At 68.7% G+C, this 23,375-nt stretch carries 22 protein-coding genes; 14 read left to right on the top strand and 8 right to left on the bottom strand.

Annotated elements, in window-relative coordinates; translation table 11 throughout:
• Positions 1-63 precede the first annotated feature (63 nt).
• Together ACEVFP_RS03525 and ACEVFP_RS03520 are read left to right on the top strand one after the other, a co-directional pair.
• Positions 64-1,884 carry a hypothetical protein gene (locus ACEVFP_RS03525; protein ID WP_375002014.1) on the top strand — a complete coding sequence of 607 codons (1,821 nt, stop codon included), beginning with the start codon at positions 64-66 and terminating at the stop codon, positions 1,882-1,884.
• 313 nt (positions 1,885-2,197) lie between these two features.
• On the top strand, positions 2,198-3,331 hold the full coding sequence (locus tag ACEVFP_RS03520) for an NAD(P)/FAD-dependent oxidoreductase (protein WP_375002013.1): 1,134 nt from the start codon (positions 2,198-2,200) through the stop codon (positions 3,329-3,331).
• A 10-nt stretch (positions 3,332-3,341) separates the two neighbouring features.
• On the opposite strand, the gene ACEVFP_RS03515 is transcribed toward ACEVFP_RS03520, so the two are convergent.
• A complete protein-coding gene (locus tag ACEVFP_RS03515) occupies positions 3,342-4,043 on the bottom strand; it encodes a cache domain-containing protein (protein WP_375002012.1) in 702 nt (233 codons plus the stop codon).
• Positions 4,030-4,716: a FadR/GntR family transcriptional regulator gene (locus ACEVFP_RS03510; RefSeq protein ID WP_375002011.1), complete on the bottom strand. Its 687-nt coding sequence runs from the start codon at positions 4,714-4,716 to the stop codon at positions 4,030-4,032. The genes ACEVFP_RS03515 and ACEVFP_RS03510 overlap by 14 nt, the downstream gene beginning before the upstream one ends.
• Positions 4,717-4,960: 244 nt before the next feature.
• Between ACEVFP_RS03510 and ACEVFP_RS03505 the strand changes: the two genes are divergently transcribed.
• The 6 genes from ACEVFP_RS03505 to ACEVFP_RS03480 all read left to right on the top strand — a co-directional run bounded on the left by ACEVFP_RS03505 (position 4,961) and on the right by ACEVFP_RS03480 (position 10,632).
• Positions 4,961-6,502 carry an aldehyde dehydrogenase family protein gene (locus ACEVFP_RS03505; protein ID WP_375002010.1) on the top strand — a complete coding sequence of 514 codons (1,542 nt, stop codon included), beginning with the start codon at positions 4,961-4,963 and terminating at the stop codon, positions 6,500-6,502.
• 86 nt (positions 6,503-6,588) lie between these two features.
• On the top strand, positions 6,589-7,692 hold the full coding sequence (locus ACEVFP_RS03500) for an aminotransferase class III-fold pyridoxal phosphate-dependent enzyme (RefSeq protein WP_375002008.1): 1,104 nt from the start codon (positions 6,589-6,591) through the stop codon (positions 7,690-7,692).
• Entirely contained in the window at positions 7,689-8,447 is a 759-nt protein-coding gene (locus ACEVFP_RS03495; protein ID WP_375002007.1) for an amino acid ABC transporter ATP-binding protein, read from the top strand. The genes ACEVFP_RS03500 and ACEVFP_RS03495 overlap by 4 nt, the downstream gene beginning before the upstream one ends.
• Positions 8,447-9,088 (top strand): amino acid ABC transporter permease, encoded by a 642-nt coding sequence (locus ACEVFP_RS03490; protein WP_375002006.1) that lies wholly within the window; start codon positions 8,447-8,449, stop codon positions 9,086-9,088. Before ACEVFP_RS03495 ends, ACEVFP_RS03490 begins: the two co-directional genes overlap by 1 nt.
• A gap of 5 nt (positions 9,089-9,093) precedes the next feature.
• The gene (locus ACEVFP_RS03485; RefSeq protein WP_375002005.1) at positions 9,094-9,756 is read left to right on the top strand and encodes an amino acid ABC transporter permease; all 663 of its coding nucleotides are present in this window, start codon (positions 9,094-9,096) and stop codon (positions 9,754-9,756) included.
• A gap of 30 nt (positions 9,757-9,786) precedes the next feature.
• Entirely contained in the window at positions 9,787-10,632 is an 846-nt protein-coding gene (locus ACEVFP_RS03480; protein ID WP_375002003.1) for a substrate-binding periplasmic protein, read from the top strand.
• Between the two features lie 177 nt (positions 10,633-10,809).
• Here the strand turns inward: ACEVFP_RS03480 and sucD are convergent, their stop codons facing one another.
• Complete coding sequence (sucD, locus tag ACEVFP_RS03475; protein ID WP_375002001.1) at positions 10,810-11,706, bottom strand: succinate--CoA ligase subunit alpha; 897 nt, start codon at positions 11,704-11,706, stop codon at positions 10,810-10,812.
• A gap of 14 nt (positions 11,707-11,720) precedes the next feature.
• Positions 11,721-12,890, bottom strand: coding sequence for an ADP-forming succinate--CoA ligase subunit beta (sucC, locus tag ACEVFP_RS03470; protein ID WP_375001999.1), 1,170 nt, complete (start codon positions 12,888-12,890; stop codon positions 11,721-11,723).
• A gap of 151 nt (positions 12,891-13,041) precedes the next feature.
• Here sucC and ACEVFP_RS03465 point away from each other — a divergent pair, with 151 nt between their 5' ends.
• Positions 13,042-13,947 (top strand): alpha/beta fold hydrolase, encoded by a 906-nt coding sequence (locus ACEVFP_RS03465; protein ID WP_375001998.1) that lies wholly within the window; start codon positions 13,042-13,044, stop codon positions 13,945-13,947.
• A gap of 23 nt (positions 13,948-13,970) precedes the next feature.
• On the opposite strand, the gene ACEVFP_RS03460 is transcribed toward ACEVFP_RS03465, so the two are convergent.
• Positions 13,971-14,237, bottom strand: coding sequence for a hypothetical protein (locus tag ACEVFP_RS03460; protein WP_375001997.1), 267 nt, complete (start codon positions 14,235-14,237; stop codon positions 13,971-13,973).
• Positions 14,238-14,397: 160 nt separating this feature from the next.
• On the opposite strand from ACEVFP_RS03460, the gene ACEVFP_RS03455 reads away from it, so the two are divergent.
• Both ACEVFP_RS03455 and ACEVFP_RS03450 read left to right on the top strand, forming a co-directional pair.
• Positions 14,398-15,183, top strand: coding sequence for a M23 family metallopeptidase (locus tag ACEVFP_RS03455; RefSeq protein WP_375001996.1), 786 nt, complete (start codon positions 14,398-14,400; stop codon positions 15,181-15,183).
• Between the two features lie 172 nt (positions 15,184-15,355).
• On the top strand, positions 15,356-16,288 hold the full coding sequence (locus ACEVFP_RS03450; protein WP_375001994.1) for an endonuclease domain-containing protein: 933 nt from the start codon (positions 15,356-15,358) through the stop codon (positions 16,286-16,288).
• Between the two features lie 68 nt (positions 16,289-16,356).
• Here the strand turns inward: ACEVFP_RS03450 and pcrA are convergent, their stop codons facing one another.
• Entirely contained in the window at positions 16,357-18,798 is a 2,442-nt protein-coding gene (gene pcrA / locus ACEVFP_RS03445; RefSeq protein WP_375001992.1) for a DNA helicase PcrA, read from the bottom strand.
• Between the two features lie 234 nt (positions 18,799-19,032).
• Here pcrA and ACEVFP_RS03440 point away from each other — a divergent pair, with 234 nt between their 5' ends.
• Complete coding sequence (locus ACEVFP_RS03440) at positions 19,033-19,389, top strand: GntR family transcriptional regulator (RefSeq protein WP_375001990.1); 357 nt, start codon at positions 19,033-19,035, stop codon at positions 19,387-19,389.
• Positions 19,377-19,988: a GNAT family N-acetyltransferase gene (locus tag ACEVFP_RS03435; RefSeq protein ID WP_375001988.1), complete on the top strand. Its 612-nt coding sequence runs from the start codon at positions 19,377-19,379 to the stop codon at positions 19,986-19,988. The genes ACEVFP_RS03440 and ACEVFP_RS03435 overlap by 13 nt, the downstream gene beginning before the upstream one ends.
• Here the strand turns inward: ACEVFP_RS03435 and ACEVFP_RS03430 are convergent.
• Complete coding sequence (locus ACEVFP_RS03430; RefSeq protein WP_375001987.1) at positions 19,957-21,219, bottom strand: oxygenase MpaB family protein; 1,263 nt, start codon at positions 21,217-21,219, stop codon at positions 19,957-19,959. The two genes, ACEVFP_RS03435 and ACEVFP_RS03430, sit on opposite strands and share 32 nt — an antisense overlap.
• A gap of 45 nt (positions 21,220-21,264) precedes the next feature.
• Here ACEVFP_RS03430 and ACEVFP_RS03425 point away from each other — a divergent pair, with 45 nt between their 5' ends.
• On the top strand, positions 21,265-21,879 hold the full coding sequence (locus ACEVFP_RS03425; protein ID WP_375001985.1) for a TetR/AcrR family transcriptional regulator: 615 nt from the start codon (positions 21,265-21,267) through the stop codon (positions 21,877-21,879).
• On the opposite strand, the gene zwf is transcribed toward ACEVFP_RS03425, so the two are convergent.
• Positions 21,880-23,313 (bottom strand): glucose-6-phosphate dehydrogenase, encoded by a 1,434-nt coding sequence (gene zwf, locus ACEVFP_RS03420; protein WP_375001983.1) that lies wholly within the window; start codon positions 23,311-23,313, stop codon positions 21,880-21,882.
• Positions 23,314-23,375 lie beyond the last annotated feature (62 nt).

Genomic DNA, 23,375 nt, shown 5'->3' with positions numbered 1-23,375 from the left:
TCCAACCTGTAAAGTCGGGCCGTTGCACCCAGCCACGCCGAGCTCGAGAGGAGGCCACCGGCGATGACTCGAGTCGATGAGTTCAACAGCTTCTACGCGTCCACGGCAGCGGATGCGTTGCGTGTCACGTACGCACTGTGCGGCGACCGCCAGGTGGCTCTGGAGGCGACGGTGGACGCCTACCGGCGCGGCTGGCGCGACTGGACCAAGGTGCGTGACCGCAGGCCTCTGGCCCACGTGCGCACCGAGGCGTGGAAGGCCGTCGCGCTCAGCCGCGGCACCCACCCGCTGCGGCGTCGCCACGAGGAGGACTCCGACACCGACCTGCTGGCGGCACTGCATGACCTGCCCGCCGACGACCGTCGCCTCATCGTGCTGCTGACTCTCGGCGAGACCGACCTCGCCCAGGCGTCACGCGAGGTCGGCGTCAGCGAGGAGGAGGGGATCGAGCGAGTCGGTGTCGCGCTCGAGGCGCTCGAGAAGGCTCTCGGGCACGACCTGGAGACGCTGGAACGCCGACTCGTCGACCTCGGCACCATCACCAGCACGCTGACCATGCCGCCGGCCGAGGAGGTCCGCAGTGCGGCCCGTCGTGGCACGCAGCGCAACACCGTCCTGCTGGTGGTGGCCGCGATCGCCCTCGTGCTCGGGGGTGGCTTCGTCGTCACCGACGGCGACGGGCTCAGCACGCAGTCGTCCATGCCGTACCGGGAGAAGCTGGGGGCCGAACGCCCCGACGTCGTCCTGGAGGCCAACAAGATCTCCGGAGACAACCTGCTCAGCAGCAGTCAGGTGGCCGAGCTCGATCCGGACTCGGCGTGGCGGACGACGGCCACCGACGAGGATCCGGACAACGACACCCCGTACGCCACCTGTCCCACCACCAGGTTCGCCGACGAGAACCCCTCCCGCGTCTTCCTGCGGACCTTCGACTCCGAGGGGGATGCCAATGCGCGCGTCGCGCAGGCGATCGAGGTCTCCGGCTCCGACGAGGAGGCCACGCAGGCGTACCGCACGACGGTCAGCTGGTACGCCAACTGCGCCCATCCACGGGTGCAGCTCACCGGGAGCTTCGTCGTCAAGCGCCCCTTCGGGGACTTCCGCATCATGCGGCTGCGCTCGCACCGCGACCCCGAGCGAGTCTTCACCGTCGGGTTCACCCATTCCGGCAGCGTGAGCAGCACGGTCGTGCACGAGCAGGACGGTTCCAAGGGCCCTGACATCCAGGACTTCGCGCGGATGCTCAACACGTCGGTGGCCAAGATCTGCAGCGACAGTGGGGGGCAGTGCTCCGATGAGCTGGAGGTCCTGGCCGAGCCGCCGCCACGCACCAAGGAGGCGCCGGAGTTCCTGGGCATCGTGGACCTGCCGCCGGTCGCCGACATCGACCGTGTCTGGTCCGGCATCGAGCCGTTCGAGCCGGAGAAGGGCCAGAACCCCTCCGCCACGTTGTGCGACGACCTCAACCCGCAGGGTCGCTCGGTCGAGGAGGCCCGATCACGCATCTTCGTCATCCCGCAGGCCCGCAAGCTCCCACCGGAGTTCGGTGTGGCCGAGACCGTGCTGACCATGAAGTCCGAGGACGCGGCCAAGAAGCTGCTGAGGTCGGTCCGGGGAAAGTTCGACGGCTGCGAGGACCAGAACCTCTCCGCCAAGGTCGAGGGCCACACCAAGCTCGACGCCGACGGGATCAGCGGCACCACGTGGCTGGTGCGGTTCGAGGTGGAGAGCGGCGACGACGTCGTCTACCGCACCGGTCTGGTGCGTCGTGGCGCGACCGTCGCGCAGGTGCTGTTCACGCCGTCGGACGACTACGACATCTCGGGCAAGACGTTCAACCGCCTGGTCACCCGCGCCGGCGAGCGTCTCACCTACGCCGAGTAGCCGCCGCGCCGGACCGCGGATCGCGCCCGGCATCGACGGACGTGGTCCACGGGCGAGGCACGGTCATGACGCTCTGCGAACGCTCGAGGCGAGCCCCGGGTTGAAGAAGCGCTACCTGCAGGCCTGAACGGACGGAGCTGGGCCGCGTTCGGTCCGACACGGAGCGGTTGTCCCGCGACGCCCCTGCGACGGCGAGACAGGTCGGAGTGCGACGCAGGCACGGTCGGTGGTCCAGGCGACCCAGGGCGTGGGTGACCGACCACTAAAACATACAGTGCTGTATCTTTGATGCCGAGCTCAAAGGAGAGGTTTCATGGACCAGCCACGCGTCGTCGTGATCGGCGCCGGTGTTCTCGGACTGTTCACCGCGGAGGAGATGACCCGCGCGAGCGAGGCTGAGGTGACGGTGCTCGACGCCGCTCACCCCGGCGACGGATCCTCCGGCCGATCGGTCGGCATGGTGGAGACTCAGTACCTGCGTCGGCCCGACATCGAGGTGCGAGTCTTCGGACGGCGCGCCTACGAACGGCTGGAACACGACGAGGGCCTGAGCATCGTCCACGGTGGCTACCTACGCATCGGACGCGACGCCACCGACGTGACATCCTTCGAGACGAGCCTGCAACACCAGGCAGATCTCGGCGTCACGGACGCACAGATCCTTTCCCCGTCAGACATCTCCGAGCGTTGGCCACATATCGTGAGCAGCGACCTCGAGGCGGCCCAGTTCGGCTCGTGGGACGGATATGTCGACGGGTACGCCGTCGCACAGATGCTGTCCGGAACCGTGCGGCGCCGTGGCGCAACAGTGGTGTCGCGAGCCCAGGTCACCGGTGCACAACGGCGGGGATCGGTCTGGAGGGTCGAATCCACCCGCGGGGTCTTCGAGGCCGACATCGTCGTGAACGCCGCCGGAGCGCACGCCGGGCAGGTCGGCGAGATCCTCGGCGCCCCGGTCCCGCTGCTGCCGCAGCTGCACGGCGCGCTGACTCTCGAGCTCTCTCAACCGCACCCGTTCACGCCGTTCGTCATGGACTACGTCCCCGGCACGGGCCGAGATGGCGTGTACTTCCGCTCTGAGCGCTCCGACCAGCTCATCGCCGGCCTGCACACTGACGAGGCCATCCGGGACACGGTGTCCCCCGACGTTCCGCTCGGCAGTCTCGGCATGGAGTCAGTCGAGCGCATCATGACCCAGCTCGTGCACCGGCTCGCCGGCGCCGAGGACGCGCAGATCGGCCGCAGCTGGAGCGGGATCTACCCCATGACCCCCGACCACCAGCCGATCGCCGGGTGGCACTCCCAGCGCGATGGCGTCGTGTGCGCCCTGGGCGCCGGCGGCTCCGGCATCCAGCTCTCACCCGCGGTAGGGCACGTCGCAGCGGGCGCGATCCTCGGCCGCGAGTCGCCGTTCGCCGTCGACTGGTCTCAGCAGCGCTTCACCTGAGCCCGCACCATCACCCCAACAGGGCCAAGGACCACCCATGGGGTTCGACAGCCTCTCGCCTGACAACCCCGCGGCCGATCGTCGCCATGCGCGTGCCCGTGTCGAGATCGGGGTCGCGGGCGACGATCACTCGATCGTCACGATCGAGCAGCACATCGATCCAGGTCGCACCAAGCACTTGATCGACCGCCTCGATGAATCGTTCCGTGGCCAGGTCGGCGGCCGCGACGCCGAGCCGCTGTGACGTGCCGTCAACGGGTATTGCAGCGGTCAGCGTGAGGTCGTCGGTCCCCCACGAGTCCACGTAGGGCCCCAAGATCGAGGCCTCACCACTGGCCATGGGTTCGGTGAACCAGCGTAGATGGCTGACGTCGTAGAACGAGTCCGACTGCGGGTTGGTGACGTGCTTCTTCGGCAGCACCTCATCCTCGTCGCGAATCCACCAAGCCATCGACACGGCCTCCCCAGAGCCATCGTCAACGGCGACGCCCGCACCACGGACCAGGGAACTGCCGCGAACGACATCCTTGACGGTGGGTGCCATCAGGTCCCACGCATCCTCCTGGTCGAACGGCCGATCACGCCGCTCCAACCCGGCATGTACGAACGCGGCGCCGAGGCGTCCGAGTCCCGCGAACACCGGCTCGGTCAGCGCCAGGATCCTCTCCCTGGCTGACTGCATCTCCTTGACCGTCGGCCTACGAGCGTTCATCGTCCACCGGCCACCCTTCTGCTCTCAGTCGTGCCGCACGCCGGGCGACACGGTCGAGAGCGGCTCGTGTGCCATCGCGCGCGGGGGCGACGGCTGCCTCACGCACGGCGATCATGATGTCCTGCATGTCGTGGGCGACGGCCCGGCGCACCTGCGAATCGGTGTAGACCAGCGTCAGGACGGGCGCGTACTCGACCTGCAAGCTGATCATGGACCGGCTGAGCCGGACCGACTGGGAAGATGCCGCGAGCTCGATGAAGAACCGGCTGTCAGCGCGACGCGCTTCCACCTCATCGTGCGCGGCCGCCAGTCGTATCCCACCTCGTGAGAGCAAGGTGATGTCTTCACTCGAGGCGCGCTCGGCCGCGAGGGCCGCCGCCTCACTGGCCACCGCTCGCCGCCAGTCCGAGATGTCGCGCAGGTCGTGCCGCGAGAAGCTGCTCACCTGCTCGACGGCGACGCGCAGCTGGTTCGGGCGCGGGGCGGCGATGATCGTCCCTCCACCGCGGCCCCGCTTCGTGGTGACGAGTCCGTCGTCCCTGAGCTCGGTGAGGGCTTCGCGCAGCGTCACGTGCGAGACGTTGAACTGCGCAGCCAGCTCCGACTCCGACGGCAGGTGTTCGTTCTGTGCGAGCACTCCCAGGTTGATGGCCGTTCGAAGACGTTCTGCCACGGCGTTCGCCCGACCCCGGTCATTCAGTGGCGCGAACAACACTTGGCGCGTGAGAGTCGACATGAACTCCACAGCCGACCCCTTTCACTCATCTGCGCATCACCCGAGGCGTTCCACAAGGATAGTGATGCCGGTGGTCGTCGCACGGTCGCGTAACGAATGTGTTGCTTGGCAGATCAAGTCTTGGCAAAAAAGATACAGTCCCTTATGTTTAGATCATCGATTCCCGAGCCAAGGACGTGACATGACTACGGCCTCCGTCAACTACGCTTCCGCTTCGTTGGGCGACGACGCACTCGAGCAGGCCTTCGAGACCGCCCTGCGCACGGTCCGCACCAACGACACCGTCCCCGAGCCGAACCTCGTCGGCGCGACCGAGTCGCGTGACGGCGCCGTCTTCACCCGGCTGGACCCGTGCCACCCCGGCCTGACGGTCGGTGCCGCGCACACCGCGTCGCCAGACGAGGTGGCCCGCGCCGTGGCCGCTGCGAAGGGGGCAGCAGGAGCCTGGCGGCGCACCTCCTACGCGGACCGCATCGTCGCGCTGCGAGCTGCGCGGGACGAGATCGCCGAGTCGCTCGTACAGATCTCAGCCGTGGTCTCGGCCGAGACCGGCAAGACCCGCCTGGAGTCGATCGGCGAGACGACCGAGGTCGTTGACATGATCGAGCACTACTGCGACCTCATGGAGAGCAACGACGGCTACTGCGCCAGCCTGAAGCCCACGGGTGGGGACACGAACCATGACTGGATGGTTCCCTACGGCGCGTTTGCCGTGATCTCACCCTTCAACTTCCCGGTCGCCCTCGCCGTCGGGATGCTTTCCGCGGCACTGGTCACGGGCAACACGGTGGTGCTGAAGCCGTCGGACAAGACGCCACGCTCGACCTCGAGAATCGCCGAGATCCTGCACCGACACCTCCCGTCCGGCGTGGTGAACGTGGTCCACGGTGGTGCCGAGGTGGGACGCCAGCTGGTGGAGACCGACGTCGACGGCATCGCCTTCACCGGATCGGCACAGGTCGGCTGGCAGATCATCGCCAGTCGTGGCCCGAGCGGTCTTCCTCGTCCCGTGCTCGCGGAGATGGGCGGCCAGAACCCGGCCATCGTCACGGCTTCGGCCGACATCGCCGCCGCAGCCCGCGGCGTCGCACGATCCGCATTCGGCCTGTCCGGACAGAAGTGCAGTGCGTGCCGACGTGTGGTCGTCGACCGTCAGGTGGCCGAGGAGTTCATCGCCGCTCTCGTGGCGGAGGCCGCGGCCCTGCGGGTGGGCGACCCGATCGAGCGCGAGACCGACCTCGGACCGGTCATCGACCATGCCATCGCCACCCGGATCGACGACGCTCTGGCCACCGCGGAACGCGACGGCGCCGTGGCTCATGGCGGGAGGGTTCCCCGTGAGGGAAACTTCTTCGCCCCCACCATCGTGACCGACCTCCCGACAGGGCACGACCTGACACGACACGAGTTGTTCGGTCCGTTCCTCACCGTCACCTCGGTCGAGAACTTCGACGCAGCCCTGGAGGAGGCGAACGCAGTCGACTACGGCCTCTCAGCCGGTGTCTTCACGAACCAGCAGGAGGAGATCGACAGGTTCCTCGATGAGATTCAGGCTGGAGTCATCTACGTCAACCGCGCCGCCGGCGCCACCACCGGTGCCTGGCCAGGCGCTCAGTCGTTCTGCGGCTGGAAGCTCTCCGGCTCCAGCGGCAAGGGCGGCCTCGGACTGTGGTACCTGCCCGGCTTCATGAAGGAGCAGAGCCGGACGATCGCGGGGCAGTAGTGACCATCCAGACGTACGAATCACATGCCTGGGCGCGTCGAGCTCGCCGGACGATGCCTGGGGGGAACACCCGCACGACTCTGTTCGTGCCGCCCACCCCACCCTTTGCAGTGAGCGGAACGGGCGCCTACCTCACCGACCAGTTCGACCACCGAGTGATCGACTGCAACAACAACTACACCGCGCTCATCCACGGGCACGCATTCGCACCGGTGCAGGACGCCGTGCGGGACCAGCTGCCCCTCGGGACCGCCTTCGGGCTACCCACCGAGACCGAGGTCCTGCTCGCCGAGGCGCTGCAGCATCGCACGGCGCTACCGCGGTGGCGATTCTCGAACTCCGGCACCGAGGCCGTCATGACAGCGATACGGGCTGCCCGAGCCGCGACCGGCCGGGACATCGTGGTGCGATTCGCCGGCAGCTATCACGGCACGGCCGACGCCGTCGTCTCAAGCACCGCCCCCGGTGTGCCGCAGCCGACCGCAGAGGTGAGCATCGCGCTCGAGCAGGGAGACGCCACTGGACTGCGAGAGCTCATGGCCCGCCGCGGACATGAGGTCGCGGCCGTGCTGGTAGACCTCATGCCCAACCGCGCCGGTCTCGTACCGGCAGACCCCGGCTTCGTCGACCTGATCCGTCAGCTGACCCACCAGCACGGGGCCCTGATGATCGTGGACGAGATCATCACCTTCCGCCTGGCCGAGGGCGGCTTGCACCGCACGTACGACGTGCAGCCCGATCTCGTGACTGTTGGCAAGGCCATCGGCGGAGGCTTCCCCATCGGCGGGGTGGGCGGCCGCCGCGAGGTCATGGAGGTGTTCGATCCGTCGCGCGACGGCGCCGTCGGTTGGGGCGGCACGTTCAGTGCCAACCCGATCTCGATGGTCGCCGGTCGGGTGGCACTGGAGCACTTCAGCGGCCCGCGCATCGATGAGCTGAACCGTCAGGGTGACGCGCTCATGGAAGGCCTGCTCGCGGCCGGCATCTCCGCGACGGGTCAAGGCTCGCTGGTCCGGCTCCGAGAGCAGGTCGACCTCAGTGAACTCTGGTGGGACCTGTACCAACGCGGCGTCCTGGTCGGGACCAATGGACTGCTCGCCCTGTCGACGCCGATGGTGCCCGATGACATCGACACGGTCCTGGCAGCAGTCTGCGCCTCGATCCGCTCACTCAAGGGCGCACCGGCATGAGCGTCGCCGTCCCCATCCTGTCCCTGCACCAGGTTGAGAAGACCTTCGCCGGACACTGTGCCGTCGACCGTGTCTCGCTCGACGTGGCCTCCGGCGAGGTCGTCGCGATCATCGGCCCGTCCGGCTCGGGCAAGAGCACCCTGCTGCGGTGCATCAACCTGCTCGAGACGCCCGACTCCGGGACGATCGCAGTGGCCGGGCAGGAGCTGGACGTGTCAGGCACGGTGAGCAATCGTGAACTGACAGCACTACGGCGTCGCGTGGGAATGGTCTTCCAGTCCTTCAACCTGTTCCCGCACATGACCGTTCTACGCAACATCTCGTTCTCGCAGGAACGGGTCTTGGGACGCTCTCGCGCCGAGGCCGACGAGCGGTCCATGGCGTTGCTGCGCCGTGTCGGCCTGGAGCAGAAGGCCGATTCCTATCCCGCCAAGTGTTCCGGTGGTCAGCAGCAGCGTGTCGCCATCGCCCGGGCACTCGCTCTCGACCCCGAAGTCATGCTGTTCGACGAGCCCACGAGCGCTCTCGACCCAGAGCTGGGGCTCGAAGTGCTCGCCGTCATGCGCCAGCTTGCCGACGAAGGCATGACGATGATCGTGGTCACGCACGAGATCCATTTCGCCGCGACGGTCGCCGACCGCCTGATCGTGATGGCCGACGGCAACATCCTCGAGCAGGGTGAACCCAAGGCGATCCTCGACGACCCGTGTCATGAACGTACGCGGTCCTTTCTCTCGGCGATCAAGGACCGCTGATGGACCTCCTGTGGACGATCCTCGCGGCCGTCCCCGTCACCTTGACGGTCACGGCGACGAGCTTTGCCATCGGAGCAGTCCTCGGCCTGGGACTCGTCCTGGCGCGGCGCAGCCGATGGGTCGTCGTGCGGTTCGCGAGCTTCGCGACCATCGAGGTGCTACGAGGCATCCCACCGATCGTGCTGCTGTTCATCATCTTCTTCGGCGTCGGCAGCGGAGCGGTTCGATTCGACCCCTTCCAAGCAGCCGTCCTCGGACTGGGTCTGGTGTCGGCCGCACACCTGGCTGAGATCTACCGTGGGAGCCTGCTGGCCGTGCCGAACGGACAGTTCGAGGCAGCCAGCGCATTGGGACTGGATCGCCTCGCCGTCGGCACCAAGGTGATCGGCCCGCAGGCAGTGAGAGTCGCCGTCCCGGGCATGGTCACCTGGGCCATCTCCCTGCTGAAGGACTCAGCCCTCGTCTCGACCATCGGGGTGGCCGAGGTCATGCTCGTCACCAACCAGTACGCCCGGTCCTCCGGCGACGGTCTCACCCCGTTCATCCTCGCCGCCGGGGTCTACATCGCGCTCGGCACGCCCCTCGCGTGGCTGTCACGTGCTCTCGAACGCCGGTTCTCTCGTGTCAGAAGGGCCGGGTGATGGCCGTGCCCGCTCTCTTCGCTGACTGGGTGGCCTGGCTTCCCCGGCTGCTGGACGGCTTGTGGATGAGTGCCCGAGTCACTGGCCTCAGCCTGTTCATCGGGATCTCCGTAGGGCTCGTGCTGGCCCTGACCTCGTCCTCTCGCATCCGCACCCTGCGGTGGATCACGATCCTGCTGGTCGAGGTCGGGCGCGGCATGCCCGCCCTCGTCATGTTGCAGCTGGTGTACTTCGGCCTGCCGACGGCAGGCCTGACCTTCGAGACCTTCACCGCGGTCGTGATCGCGCTGTCGCTCACGACGGCGGCCTACACCAGTGAGATCATCCGAGCCGGGCTGCGCGCCGTACCTGAAGGGGAGCTGGAGGCGGCTGACGCGCTGGGCGTCACCCGCCGCGACGTCGTGCGATTCATCCAGATCCCGCAGGGTCTGCGCATCGCGCTGCCGACGCTGCTCGGCTTCTCGATCCTGATCTTCCAGATCAGTGCGCTCGCCTTCTCCCTCGGCCTTCCCGAGCTGCTGAGTCAGGCCTATTCCATCGGCGCTTCGACGTTCCGCTACCTCGACGTCCTCACGCTGGCCGGTCTTCTCTACCTGGCCGTCACCATTCCTGCCGGGCTGCTCGTGACGCAGCTGGAGAAGCGATTGTCCCGCCATCTCACCGCCTGACCCCCCACCCGAGAAACAAAGGAAACCACCATGAAACGAACGCTCGGAGCGGTCGGCCTCTGTGCCACCACCGTCCTGGCCCTCGCTGCCTGCGCCACCGGGACCGGCGACACAGCGGTCGATGCGGACTGCGAACCGACGCTAGAGGGAGTAGAGACCCTTGAGGAGGGCAAGCTCTCGGTAGCCTTGACCAACACGCCTCCCTACTCCCTCGAGCAGAACGGCGAGGCCGAGGGGATCGACTCCGACATCCTCCAGGAGTTCGCCGACGCAGCCTGCCTGGAGATGACGTACGCGCCCTACACCTATGCCACAGCTGTCCCGGCGACCGAGCAGGGACGCGTCGACGCTGCCGTCGGCGGGTTCTACCGCACCGAAGCCCGAGGGGACGTCGTGACCCTCTCGACACCGGTCTACCTCGACGAGCTCACCGTCATCTCGGAGGACGGAGCAGCAACGGTCGATGAGCTTGAACAGATGAACCGGATCGGTACGGTCGAAGGCTACCTGTGGGTCGACGACCTGAACGCTCTCGAGAACGTCGAGACGCGCGTCTACCCTGACTCTCTGAGCCTGGCCAACGAGCTCAAGGCCGGCCGACTGGACGCCGGACTCGACGGCTACGGGGCTGCCGTCATCTCCGCGGATGGGACCGAGTACGAGCTCGAGGTGCTTCAGCCTGACGACCGCGTGTCGTCGACGACAGAGCCCTCCCAGACGTCCATCCTCATCGACCCGTCGAACGCGTCTCTCGCCGAAGCGCTGGATGACTTCATCGCCCAGCTGCGCGAGGACGGTCGTCTGGTCGAGATCCTCCAGGAGAACGGCCTTCCGGCGACGGCTGCCGACGTCGGCGATGCCCGCCTGATCAGCTGAGCCGCCGTTCACGACAGTGGTGCGGCGCCTCAGCCGGTCAGGGTCGATGGTCACGCCAGGCCGGCACGTACGTCACCTTCGGCGCTGCTGAGCCGACTCGTGGCGCAGGTTGCGCACCAGGACGAACGACACCGCCCCGGTCCCAGTGGGACCGGGGCGGTGTCGTGCTCCGCTGGCTCAGAGGCTCTGCAGGATCTCCCGCATGAGGTTCGCCGTCTCCGAAGGCGTCTTGCCCACCTTGACGCCTGCGGCCTCGAGGGCTTCCTTCTTGGCCTCCGCCGTGCCGGAGGAGCCGGAGACGATGGCTCCGGCGTGGCCCATGGTCTTGCCCTCCGGGGCGGTGAAGCCGGCCACGTAGCCGACGACCGGCTTGGTGACGTTGGCCGCGACGTACTCAGCGGCTCGCTCCTCCGCGTCGCCGCCGATCTCACCGATCATGACGATGGCCTTGGTCTCCGGATCGGCCTCGAACGCCTCGAGGGCGTCGATGTGGGTGGTGCCGATGACCGGGTCGCCGCCGATGCCGATGGCCGAGGAGAAGCCGAAGTCCCGCAGCTCGAACATCATCTGATAGGTCAGCGTGCCCGACTTGGAGACCAGACCGATGGGCCCCTTGCCCGCGATGTTGGCCGGCGTGATGCCTGCGAGGGCCTCACCCGGCGTGATGATGCCGGGGCAGTTGGGGCCGATGATGCGGGTCTTCTTGCCCTGGGCGTAGGACCAGAACTCCGCAGAGTCCTGGACCGGCACGCCCTCGGTGATGATGACCAGCAGGGAGATCTCGGCGTCGATCGCCTCCACGACGGCGTCCTTGGTGAACGCCGGCGGGACGAAGACGACCGAGACGTCGGCCCCGGTCTTCTCGATCGCCTCGGCGACCGTGCCGAAGACCGGCAGCTCGACCTCGGCACCCGAGGCGTCGGTGTGGCTGACCGTGGTGCCGGCCTTGCGGGCGTTGACGCCACCGACGATGTTGGTGCCCGCCGCGAGCATGCGAGCGGTGTGCTTGGAGCCCTCACCGCCCGTGATGCCCTGGACGATGACCTTCGAGTCCTTGTTCAGGTAGATCGACATGTCCTTCTCCGTCCTCAGGCGTCGTGCGCCAGCTCGGCGGCCTTGTCGGCCGCGCCGTCCATGGTGTCGACCTGTGTCACGAGCGGGTGGTTCAGCTCGTTCAGGATCGCCCGGCCCTCCTCGACGTTGTTGCCGTCAAGGCGCACGACCAAGGGCTTGGTGGCGTCGTCGCCGAGCAGCTCCAGCGCACCCTTGATGCCGTTGGCCACGGCATCGCACGACGTGATGCCACCGAAGACGTTGACGAAGACGCTCTTGACCTGCTCGTCACCGAGGATCACCTCGAGGCCGTCGGCCATGACCTGCGCCGAGGCGCCCCCGCCGATGTCCAGGAAGTTGGCGGGCTTCACGCCGCCGTGGCCCTCGCCCGCGTAGGCGACGACGTCGAGGGTGCTCATGACGAGTCCCGCGCCGTTGCCGATGATGCCGACCTGGCCGTCGAGCTTGACGTAGTTGAGGCCCTTGTCCTTGGCCTTGGACTCCAGCGGGTCCTCCTCCTCGCGGATCGCGAACTCCTCGTGCTGCGGGTGACGCACCTCCGAGGCGTTCTCATCGAGGGAGACCTTGCCGTCGAGCGCCTCGAGCTTGTCGCCGGCCAGCCGCGCGAGCGGGTTGATCTCGACGAGCGTGGCGTCCTCCTCGGCGAAGACCTGGTACAGGGACTCGATCAGCGAGACCGCCTGCTCGAAGACCGGCTCGGGAAAGGCGGCCTCGGTGGCGATGGCGCGTGCCTTGGCCTCGTCGACGCCCGTGCCCGGGTCGATGCTGATCTTCTTGACCGCGTCGGGATTGGTCTTGGCGACCTCCTCGATCTCGACGCCGCCCTCGACGCTCGCGATGCACAGATAGCTGCGGTTCGCACGATCGAGGAGGAAGGAGAAGTAGTACTCCTCCTCCGGGGGCGTCGCCGGCGTGACCAGGACACGGTTGACCGTGAGGCCCTTGATCTCCATGCCGAGGATGGCCGACGCGTGCTCGTACGCCTCGTCGGCCGTCTTGGCGATCTTGACACCGCCGGCCTTGCCGCGGCCGCCGGCCTTGACCTGGGCCTTGACCACGGTGACGCCGCCGAACTGCTCGGCCGCAGCCCTAGCCTCGTCAGCGGTCGTGACCACGGTCCCCAGGGTGGTCGGGACGTCATGCTTGGCGAAGAGCTCCTTCGCCTGGTATTCCATCAGATCCACGATGAAGCCTGTTCTCAACTAGTCCAGTGCTGGTGGTCCGGCCCGAAAACGGGTCGAGAGCCTCTCGGACTCTAGCCGTTCGCACTGCGGTGGCGCGCCCCGGGGCCGTGACGTCCCGCAGCTCGCAGGCACTTCTGACAGAGTCGGGTGCATGTCCGTCGCGACGATCGACACCGCCGACGTGCGGCTCAGGCTGGAGCGCCATGGCCCGTCCGAGGCACCGGTCGTGCTGCTCGTGCACGGATTTCCGGACCATCGCGGGGCATGGGACCCGGTGGTGCGGCGCCTCGCGACCGACCACCATGTCGTGTCCTTCGACGTCCGCGGCGCCGGTGGCTCCAGTGCACCGGAGCGGACGTCGGGCTACCGGGTGCGGCATCTCGTCGACGACCTCACCGCAGTGCTCGATGAGGTGGCTGCGGACCGGCGTCCGGTGCACCTGGTGGGCCACGACTGGGGGTCGATCCAGTGCTGGGCCGTGCTCGCCAGGGAGGCCGAGGACGAGCGACTGACCGGGCGCATCGCGTCGTTCACGTCGATCAGCGGCCCGGGGCTGGAGCTGTACGGACACTTCGTGCGGTCGGGTCTGCGGCACGGCCGGGTGCTCACGGTGGGCCACCAGCTGGCCCGGTCCTGGTACGTCGCGGCCTTCCAGGTGCCGCGACTGCCCGAGGTCGTGCTGTCGCGCGCTGCCACGCGCATCGCCCGGACATTGTCCTCCCGGGAGGGTCTGGACGGCGCCGACGACGGCTCCCACTGGGGAGCGACGTTCGTACGGGACGCCGTCAACGGCATCAACCTGTACCGCGCCAACTTGCTGCGGGTGCTCCGCGAGCCCGCGACGACGACGGTGCCGGTGCAGCTCGTCGTCCCCACCAAGGACCGGTTCGTGACGCCGGCGTTGTTCGCCGACCTCGAGCGGTTCGCACCGAACCTGCGCCGGGTGGAGGTGGTGGCCGGTCACTGGGTGCCGCGCACCCAGCCCGACGTCGTCGCCGACGCGGTGCGTGCCTTCGTGGCCGATCTGGCCCAGGACGAGGCGGTGCGAGCCGGCTGACGCGGGAGCCGTCGGGCCGGACGTCAGCCGGCGTCGACGGTGACGTCGGAGGCGTCGAGGGCGGCCAACGCTGTCCGGGTTCGCTCGAGCGCGGCCGGGTCGGCACCCACGAGCACGACGTGGACGGCGTCCTCGGCCACGACGGAACCGGCGACGGCGTCCGGGTCGAGCCCGGAGCCCAGGTGCACCACCTCGTCACCGCGCTGCAGGTGCGTGCGGGAGACCTGCAGCGCAGGATCGTCATCCGTCGTGGGGGCCAGTGCGGCCACCACGACCCGGCGTCTACTCATCCGGTCATCGTCCCTCACACGTGAATGTCATCACAATCGATGCCCCATCCGCGCCGCAATGGCGCAAAACTCTGTCCACAAAGGCCTCCCGCTGGTTGGCTCACGACCCCCTCTCCCCTAGACTCAGACGGTCCCACCCACCAAGCCGGAGGTCTCCTGCGTGAGTTCGTCTGCGCCCAAACGCCGACTGGACGTCCGTCAGGCACCCCGCAGCGCTGGAAAGCGCGCGGCCGTGCGTCCTCGGCGTCGACGCCGCACACTCCGCCCGTCTCCCGCCATGGTGGGTGCTTTCGTGCTCGTCGTCGCCGGTGTCGGCGCCGGTGCGGTCTCCACGCAGACCGACTCCGACTCGCTCGCGGCGAGCTACCAGACCATCTCGGCCAGCTACACCGGTGGCGCACCGGATGCCTCCGACGACATCGACATCACCGAGGACCTCGACCCCGAGGTGCTTCAGGAGCAGACCGAGACGCAGGCCCAGCAGGTCATGCAGGCCCAGGCGGACCTCACCCGGCGCGCCCAGGAGGCGGCCGACGAGCTCGAGTCGGACCAGTGGGTCATCCCGGTCACGGGCTACCGCCTGACCGCACGCTTCGGCCAGAGCAGCTCACTGTGGTCCAGCACGCACACGGGCGTCGACTTCGCCGGCCCGTCGGGCTCGACGATCGTCTCGGTCGCCGCGGGCACCGTCACGGAGACTGGCTACGACGGCGCGTACGGCAACAAGACCGTCATCACCCTCGAGGACGGCACCGAGATCTGGTACGCCCACCAGAGCCGCAGCGCGGTCAACGTCGGCGACCAGGTCGCTCCCGGTGAGACGATCGGCTACACCGGTTCCACCGGCAACGTCACCGGTCCCCACCTGCACCTCGAGGTCCGCCCCGGCGGTGGCGACCCGGTCGATCCCCTCACCGTCCTCGCCGAGCACGGCGTGAACCCCTGATCGGCACCTCTCCCCCCGATTTGTGAGCCCGGGCCCCCAACCACGGGTGGTTCCCGTGCAGGGCGACACTTTTCGGCAGTTCCTTTCCACAGCCTGACGACGCCAGGGCCGCTGTCCACAGGGCGGAGCGCACGTACTCCCGCTCAGCGCCCTCACTCACGACGCTGGAGGAATGTTCATCCCCTCCGACCTCCCGTGGGCACTGCGGGGTCACGCCTTCACCACGGCCCAGGCGGCCGAGCACGGCCTCTCACGACGTGTGCTCCAGGGCCGACACTTCATCCAGGTCCATCGCGGCGTCCACGTGCTGGCCGGCACGGAGCTGACCATGGACGTCCTCGTCGAGGCCGACCTGCTGCAGCTGCCTGATGACACTTACCTCAGCCACGTCACTGGTCTGCAGTGGTTGGGCATCGACATCGGCTCCAAGACGCCGCGGCACTACTCGACCAACACGACCTCCCAGACGTCCATGCGTGACGTCGTGCTCCACCGCCGCCAACAACCCCTGCGCGGAGAGCAGGTCCGCGGCCGACCGACGCTGACGCCCGAGCGTCTGCTCGTCGACTCCGCCGCCATGCTGCCCGCTGCAGCGCTGGTGCAGGTGGGTGACCAGCTCGTTCGACGGGGCTTCCTGCGCCCCGACGACATCGTGAGGTTCGCGGTCACGCGCCACCTCGACGGAGTCCGCGCTGCTCGCCGTGCTGCACCGCACGTCCGAGAGCGCGTCGACTCGATGCCGGAGACCGACGTCCGGCTCCTGCTGGTCTCCAGCGGACTCCCCGAACCGGCCGTCAACGTCGAGATCCGTGACGATGACGGAACGTTCCTCGCGCGGGGCGACCTGGTCTACCGGCGTCACATGGTGCTCGTGGAGTACGACGGCCGGCACCATGCCGAGGACTCGGCCCAGTGGCGCAAGGACCTTCACCGCCGTGAGCGGCTCGAGGCTGCCGGCTGGACGGTCATCGTGGTGACGGCTGTGGACATGCAGGCCCCAGCAAGCGTCGTCCGTCGGGTCTGGCATGCGTTGCGGCGCTCCGGGTACGTCGGCGATCTCCCGGTGTACGACCGATACCGGTGGAAGACCTTGCGACGTGTGTGAGTGCCTGCACGAAAACCACCCGTGGTTGGGGGCCCGGGCTCACAAATCGGGGGGAATGGGCCGGCTGGTCAGAGCTTCTCGACAGGGGCGTAGCGCAGCAGGAGGCGCTTGACGCCGGTGGAGCCGAAGTCGACGCTCGCGACGGCGTTGGTACCTTCGCCCTCCAGAGCGACGACGGTGCCGAGACCGAAGCTGTCGTGGCTCACCCGGTCGCCCGGTGAGAGGGACGGGACCTCACGGGTGCTGCGCTGCTTGGAGCGAGCGGCAACCGTCTGGGAGCGGAAGCTGCTGGAGGCGGCCGGGGTACGCGTCCACGCGGTCGACGCCTGCGCCTCGCGCCGCCACTCGACCAGGTGGTCCGGCACCTCCTCGAGAAACCGCGACGCCGGATTGTACGACGGCGCCCCCCACGCCGAACGACTCGTGGCGCGGGTGAGGTAGAGCCGCTCACGGGCGCGCGTGATGCCGACGTACGTCAGCCGGCGCTCCTCCTCGAGCTCGGCGTTGTCACCCAGCGAACGCATGTGAGGGAAGACGCCGTCCTCCAGTCCGGTCAGGAACACCGTGGGGAACTCCAGCCCCTTGGCGGTGTGCAAGGTCATCAGCGTGACGACGCCGTCACCCTCATCGGGCAGGGAGTCTGCGTCGGCGACGAGCGCCACCTGCTCCAGGAAGGCCTCCAGGGACCCGGGGGTCAGGTCCGCCTCGACCTCCGGATCGGCCCCATCGGCCTGCTCCTCGACGTCGTCGACCGTTCCCGCGTCGGAGACGAACTCGCGCGCCACCGCGACCAGCTCGGCCAGGTTCTCCACCCGGGTCTCGTCCTGCGGGTCCTTGCTGTTCTCGATGGCACCAAGGTAGCCGCTCTGGGTCAGCGCGGCCTCCAGCACGGCGTCGGCGGCCGCGCCGCTGGCGGCCAGGTCCATGAGGGAGCGCATGGTCTCGACGAACCCGGTGATCGCGTTGGCAGAGCGCGTCGCGACGTCGGCCTCCTCCACCCTCTGCAGCGCCTGCCAGAAGCTGATCTGCTCAGCCGATGCGAGCCGCTCCACGGCCGCCTGGGCGCCGTCGCCGATGCCGCGCTTGGGCTCGTTGACGATGCGGCGCAGCGAGACGGTGTCCCGGGGGTTGATGAGCACCCGGGCATAGGCGAGCGCGTCCTTGATCTCCTTGCGCTCGTAGAAACGCACTCCGCCGACGACGCGGTACGGCAGCCCGACACGGATGAAGACCTCCTCGAACACACGTGACTGCGCGTTGGTGCGGTAGAAGACGGCGATGTCGGACGCCTTGGCGTCGCCGGCGTCGGTGAGGCGGTCGACCTCGTCGGCCACGAACTGCGCCTCGTCGCGCTCGTCGTCGCCGACGTAGCCGACGATGCGCTCACCGTCGCCCTGGGCCGACCAGAGCTTCTTCTCCTTGCGGCCGGCATTGCGGCTGATGACGGCGTTGGCGGCGTTGAGGATGGTCTGCGTGGAGCGGTAGTTCTGCTCCAGGAGCACGGTGTCGGCCCCGGCGAAGTCCTGCTCGAACTCCAGGATGTTGCGGATGCTCGCCCCGCGGAAGGCGTAGATGGACTGGTCGGAGTCGCCGACGACCATGAGGTCGGGTCCCACTCCGTCTGGCCCCGTTCCGTCCGGCCCCAATCCGTCTGGCGCAGCTTCGCACAGCTCACGAATGAGGGCGTACTGGGCGTGGTTGGTGTCCTGGTACTCATCGACCAGCACGTGCCGGAAGCGCCGCCGATAGGTCTCACGCACCTCCGGGAAAGCCTGGAACAGGTGGACCGTGCTCATGATGAGGTCGTCGAAGTCCATGGCGTTCGCGGCGCGCAGACGCTGCTGGTAGTGCTGGTAGGCGTCGACGTACAGCTCTTCGGTGGGGTTGCTGACGCGTGAGCCGGCGGACTCGTGGTCGACGAGCTCGTTCTTGAGGCCTCCGACCCAGTTGAGGACGGCGCGGGGATTGACCCGTTTGGGGTCGTAGCCGAGGTCGCGGCAGACCAGTGTCATGAGGCGGCGGGAGTCGGCGGCGTCGTAGATGCTGAACGTCGACGTGTACCCGAAGCGGTGCGCCTCACGTCGCAGGATGCGCACGCAAGCGCTGTGGAACGTGCTGACCCACATGGCCCGCGATGCGCCGCCCACCAGCTCAGCGACCCGGTCACGCATTTCTGCGGCGGCCTTGTTGGTGAAGGTGATGGCCAGGATGGAGCCGGGGTGGGCTCCCCTCGCGGCGATCAGCCAGGCGATGCGCCGGGTGAGCACGCGCGTCTTGCCGGAGCCGGCGCCGGCGATGACGAGCAGCGGGCCGGGCTTGTGGCTGACGGCGGCTCGTTGGGCATCGTTGAGCCCCTCCAGCAGCGTCTCCGAGCGGGGCGCCCGGCGGGGGCGTCGAGCCTCGCCAGGTTCGTCGTGCGAGGGCTGTTCACTCGAGGGCTGGGGGCTTACTCCGGCAGGCGCGGCACTGGAGGGTACGGCACTGGAGGGTACGGGGAACGGCAACGTCATCGTGCCTCCAGCGTAGTCGCCGACGGCGACAGCACCGGTGACGCCCACAGCAGCCTTGATTGTCCCAGCACAAAAACTACAGTGGCTGGCACCACGCTTCCTGATCCGGATGGAACCGATGATCACACGCATCCGCCTCACCATGACGTTCCTGTGCGCCCTGGACCTCGCGTGGACCGCGGCCCCGCGGTCGGCCCGCAGCATCACCGTCGAGGAGCCCGTGGGTGAGGCGTCGTGACGGCGCTCGTCGTGGACCCGACCTCGGCGGAACCCCCGTTCGAGCAGATCCGCCGCCAGATCGCCAGCGGAGCGGATGAGGGGAGTCTGGCGCCTGGGCACAAGCTGCCCACGGTGCGCCAGCTCGCCGCCGACCTCGGGCTGGCCGCGGGCACCGTCGCCCGGGCCTACCGCGAGCTGGAGAGTGACGGCGTCATCCAGACGCAGGGGCGACGTGGCACCTTCATCGCCTCCCGGTTGCTGACCGACGTCGACGCCACCAGCGCCGCCCGCGGCTACGTGGCCGCCGCACGACGCATCGGCCTCTCGCGCGAGGAGGCTGTCCGCCTGGTGGAGCAGGAGTGGGGACGGTGACCGGCGGGGGTGCCGGGCCACGGGCGGCCGACGAGCAGCCCCGCGGGGGTGCCGCGCCACGGGCGGCCGACGAGCAGCCCGGCGGGGGTGCCGGGCCACGGGCGGCCGACGAGCAGCCCCGCGGGGGTGCTCGGCCACGGGCGGCAAAGAACGAACCCGTGCGGATCCGGCGTGCCGGCGAGCGCGACTTCGACGCCCTCACCGATCTCTGGGAGCGCTCCGCGCGCACCAGCCACGGCTTCATGTCCGACGACGACTTCGCCGACGTCCACGCCATCGTGCGGGACGGGCTGCTGCCGTCCATGGACGTGTGGGTGGCCGAGGACGGCGCCGGAGTGCCGCTCGGCCTCCTCGGGGCGCGCGAACGACACGTCGAGCTGCTGTACGTCGAACCCACGTCGCACGGCCAGGGCATCGGCTCTCTGCTGCTGGGCCACCTGGGGGCGGACGGCCCGACGAGCGTCGAGGTGTACGCGGGCAACTCCCACGGCCTGGGTTTCTATGAGTCCCATGGCTTTCGTCGACTGCGCACGCACATGCACGATGCCTTCGGGCGACCGTTCCCGGTCATCCACCTGACGCGCGACCCCGGTCGGTGAGCTGGCCGACCTCTGCGGCCTCCGGGCCGAAGTGCCGGCGCAGCACCTCGCGCTGCACGCGATCCCCCCACGCCTCGAGCACACGGCGGCCGAACGCCGTGCGTCCAAGGACGTGGTAGCGGACGACGTTGGCGGCGATCACGAGCGGGGTGGCCCACGGCGGGCGCATCGGCAGACCCAGCTCACGCATGCTGGTGGGGCCGAGGAAGATGGTCAGCATGCTGAGGAGTCGTTCCTCGGCGTACCGGCGACGCAGCCGTACCGGACGCCGCACGTGCAGCCGCCGCTGTGCCTCGATGATCGACTGCGAGAGCGCTGCACCGGCGTCCGTGGGGCCGGCCTGGGCGAGCAGCACGTGGTAGTTGAGCCGGTGCTGCTCGGCCTCGGTCTCCACCAGCCACTGCTCGTCGACGCCCATGAGCCAGCCGACGTAGCGCCACAGGTGCATGACGGCCCGCGAGTCCTCCCGGGTCACGCGGACGCCCAGCGCACGGCACCCGAGGAGCAGGACGCCGCTGAACAGCCCGAGCGTGGCGGCCTGGTCACTCTGGTTGATCGGCATCCCCCAGCGCCCGATGTCCCACCGTTGCTGGCCACCGGGCCCGGCGAAGGTCTCGTTGACGAGCGCGTGCATCGCCCGCACGTGCAGCGTCAGGCGCACGCCCTCGCCACCTGGGCGCAGCGCCCCGTCCTGGGCCACCGCCACCGTCCACTGCTGGGTCTCCCCCAGGCGCCGCAGCGTCGCATCACCCACCAGGCCGCCCGTGGCGACGAGCAGGTCGGGCGGGCCACCGAACCGGTACCCGCCGATGAGCGAGAGCTGTAGCAGGACGTCGGCGGCATTGCGGCCGAAGCGTCGGATGACCGCCGCCCCCTGGTCGATGAGGTCGTGGTCCACCCAGTCAGGGGTGTCCTGCACGGTGGTGAAGAAGTCCTTCAACGCCGTAGGAGCGTCCTCGACCGACTCGATCCCGTCGGCCAGGGCCTGGCGGAGCTGACGCATGGTGACCTTGCCGGGGTCGTCGCTCGGTGCCCGCAAGGCACGCGCGAGCCGGGCGCCGGGCTCGTCGACGGCCATGAACCCGGCGGCGAGCCGGTCCATCAGCTCCTCGTCTGGCTCGCCCAGCCGAGTGATCAGGCGCAACGGCCGACCGAGCCGGGCGCCGCGTTCCTCGTCCGCACGGAACCGGCTCGGGACCGCGACCTCTGGACTCGTCTGCTGAAGGCTCATGCCCTCGAGCCTGACACGAGCGATAACTCGCATACAATTCGCGTCATGCCCCCGCCGTCCGGCCCCCGCAAGACGCCGCAGCAGGAACGCTCACGACGCATGGTCGAGCGCATCGTCGAGGCGGCGCACGAGGTGCTGCTGACCCAAGGCCACGACGCTGCCTCCACCAACCGCATCGCCCGGCAGGCCGGCATCAGCCCCGGTTCGTTGTACCAGTACTTCGACGGCAAGGAAGCCGTCGTCGCCGCAGTCGTCGAGCACTACTCCGAGGAGCTGGCGGCCCGCATCACCGCCTCCTTCACTGCCAACACCGGCGCCAAGGGCGAATCCATGGTGCGCGGGAGCATCGAGGCGCTGCTGACCGCGCTGGAGGAGAACGCCGCCTTCCTGAGGGTCGTGGTCGAGGGCCTGCCGTCGGTGCACCACCGCGCGAGACTGGCGGCGCTGGAGGAGCGGGTCACCGAGCTGGTCAGCACCTACCTCAGCGCGCAGCCGCCCGGTCGCGACGTGGAGTCACCCGTCGCGGCGTGGCTCCTCGTGCGCACCGTCGAGCAGCTCACCGTCCGCTACGTGCTGGACGCCCCGCCCATCGCTCGCGACGTGTTCGTGTCCGAGCTGGTCCGGCTCGTCCTCGGCTACCTGGAGCCAGCCAGGGTCTAGCTACTCGCCACTCGGGTTGGGTTTGCGCCAGGTGCGCTCGAACGGCAGCCGCCACGCCTTGGGCGCGATGAGCTGGTGCACGGCGTTGGGCCCCCACGTCCCGGGCGGGTAGGGACGCACCGGCGGCGCGTCGGCGAGCAGGGGCTCGGAGACCTCCCACAGGCGCTCGATGCCCTCGGCCGTCGTGAACAGGGTCCGCTCCCCCTTCATCGCGTCGAGGATGAGCCGCTCGTACGCCTCCAGGACGTCGCCGGCACGGTCGGTCTCCTGCATCGCGAACTGCATGGACAGCTTGTCCAGCGTCATCCCAGGGCCGGGCCGCTTGCCGTAGAACGACAACGACATGCGCGAGGAGTCGGCGAGGTCGAACGTCAGGTGGTCCGGACCCGAACGGCCCACCCCGGACCCGGTGGGGAACATCGACTTGGGCGGTTCCCGGAAGGCGATGGAGATGATGCGCGCACCCTCGGCCATCTGCTTGCCGGTGCGCAGGTAGAACGGCACGCCGGCCCAGCGCCAGTTGTCGATCTCGGCCTTGAGCGCCACGAACGTCTCCGTCTCGGAGTCCACCGAGACACCCTCCTCGTCGCGGTAGCCCTGGTACTGCCCCCGCACGACGCACGACGGGTCCAGCGGCAGCATCGAGCGGAAGACCTTGTTCTTCTCCTCGCTGATGGAGTCGGAGTCCAGCGACGTCGGCGGCTCCATGGCCATGAACGCGAGGACCTGGAACAGGTGCGTCACCACCATGTCCTTGAACGCGCCGGTGCCCTCGTAGAACCCTGAACGACCTTCCACCGAGAGCGTCTCGGGGACGTCGATCTGCACGTGGTCGATGAACGTGCGGTTCCAGATCGGCTCGAAGAGTCCGTTGGCGAAGCGGAAGGCGAGGATGTTGAGCGCCGCCTCCTTGCCGAGGAAGTGGTCGATGCGGAAGATCTGGTCCTCGGCGAAGACCGCGTGGATCTCGGCGTTGAGCGCCCGCGCCGACGCCAGGTCGGTCCCGAAAGGCTTCTCCATGATGATCCGCGACCGCTCCACCAGGTCGGCCTCGGCCAAGGTGTGCACGACGTCGAGGGCCGCCTGGGGAGGGACGCTCAGGTAGTGCAGGCGACGCACGTCGCCGCCCAGCTGCTCCTCGAGCTCGGCTGCGAGGGATGCGAGCGCCGGCGGCCCGTCGCCGACGTTGACGTAGCGCAGCTTGGGCGCGAACTCCGCCCACTCCCCCTGCGGCACCGGCCGGCCGAACTCCCGACACGCCTCCTCGATGAAGGAACGGAAGGAGTCGTCGTCGAAGTCGTCCATCGAGACACCGATGATGCGCGCGTCGGCCACCAGGTTGCTGCGCAGCAGGTGCAGGATGCCCGGCAGCAGCTTGCGCCGTGCGAGGTCGCCCGTGGCCCCGAAGAGCACGATGAGGTGTGGTTCGCTCATGCGGTCACGTCCTCACGAAGAACAAGCAGAGGAACGTGACCGCATGAGGTGTACTGAGTTGT

This window comes from Aeromicrobium sp. CTD01-1L150 (assembly GCF_041951745.1).
Classification (GTDB): domain Bacteria; phylum Actinomycetota; class Actinomycetes; order Propionibacteriales; family Nocardioidaceae; genus Aeromicrobium.
Note: the sequence above shows the minus strand (reverse complement) of the source record. Positions and strands in the feature narration are given on the sequence as shown.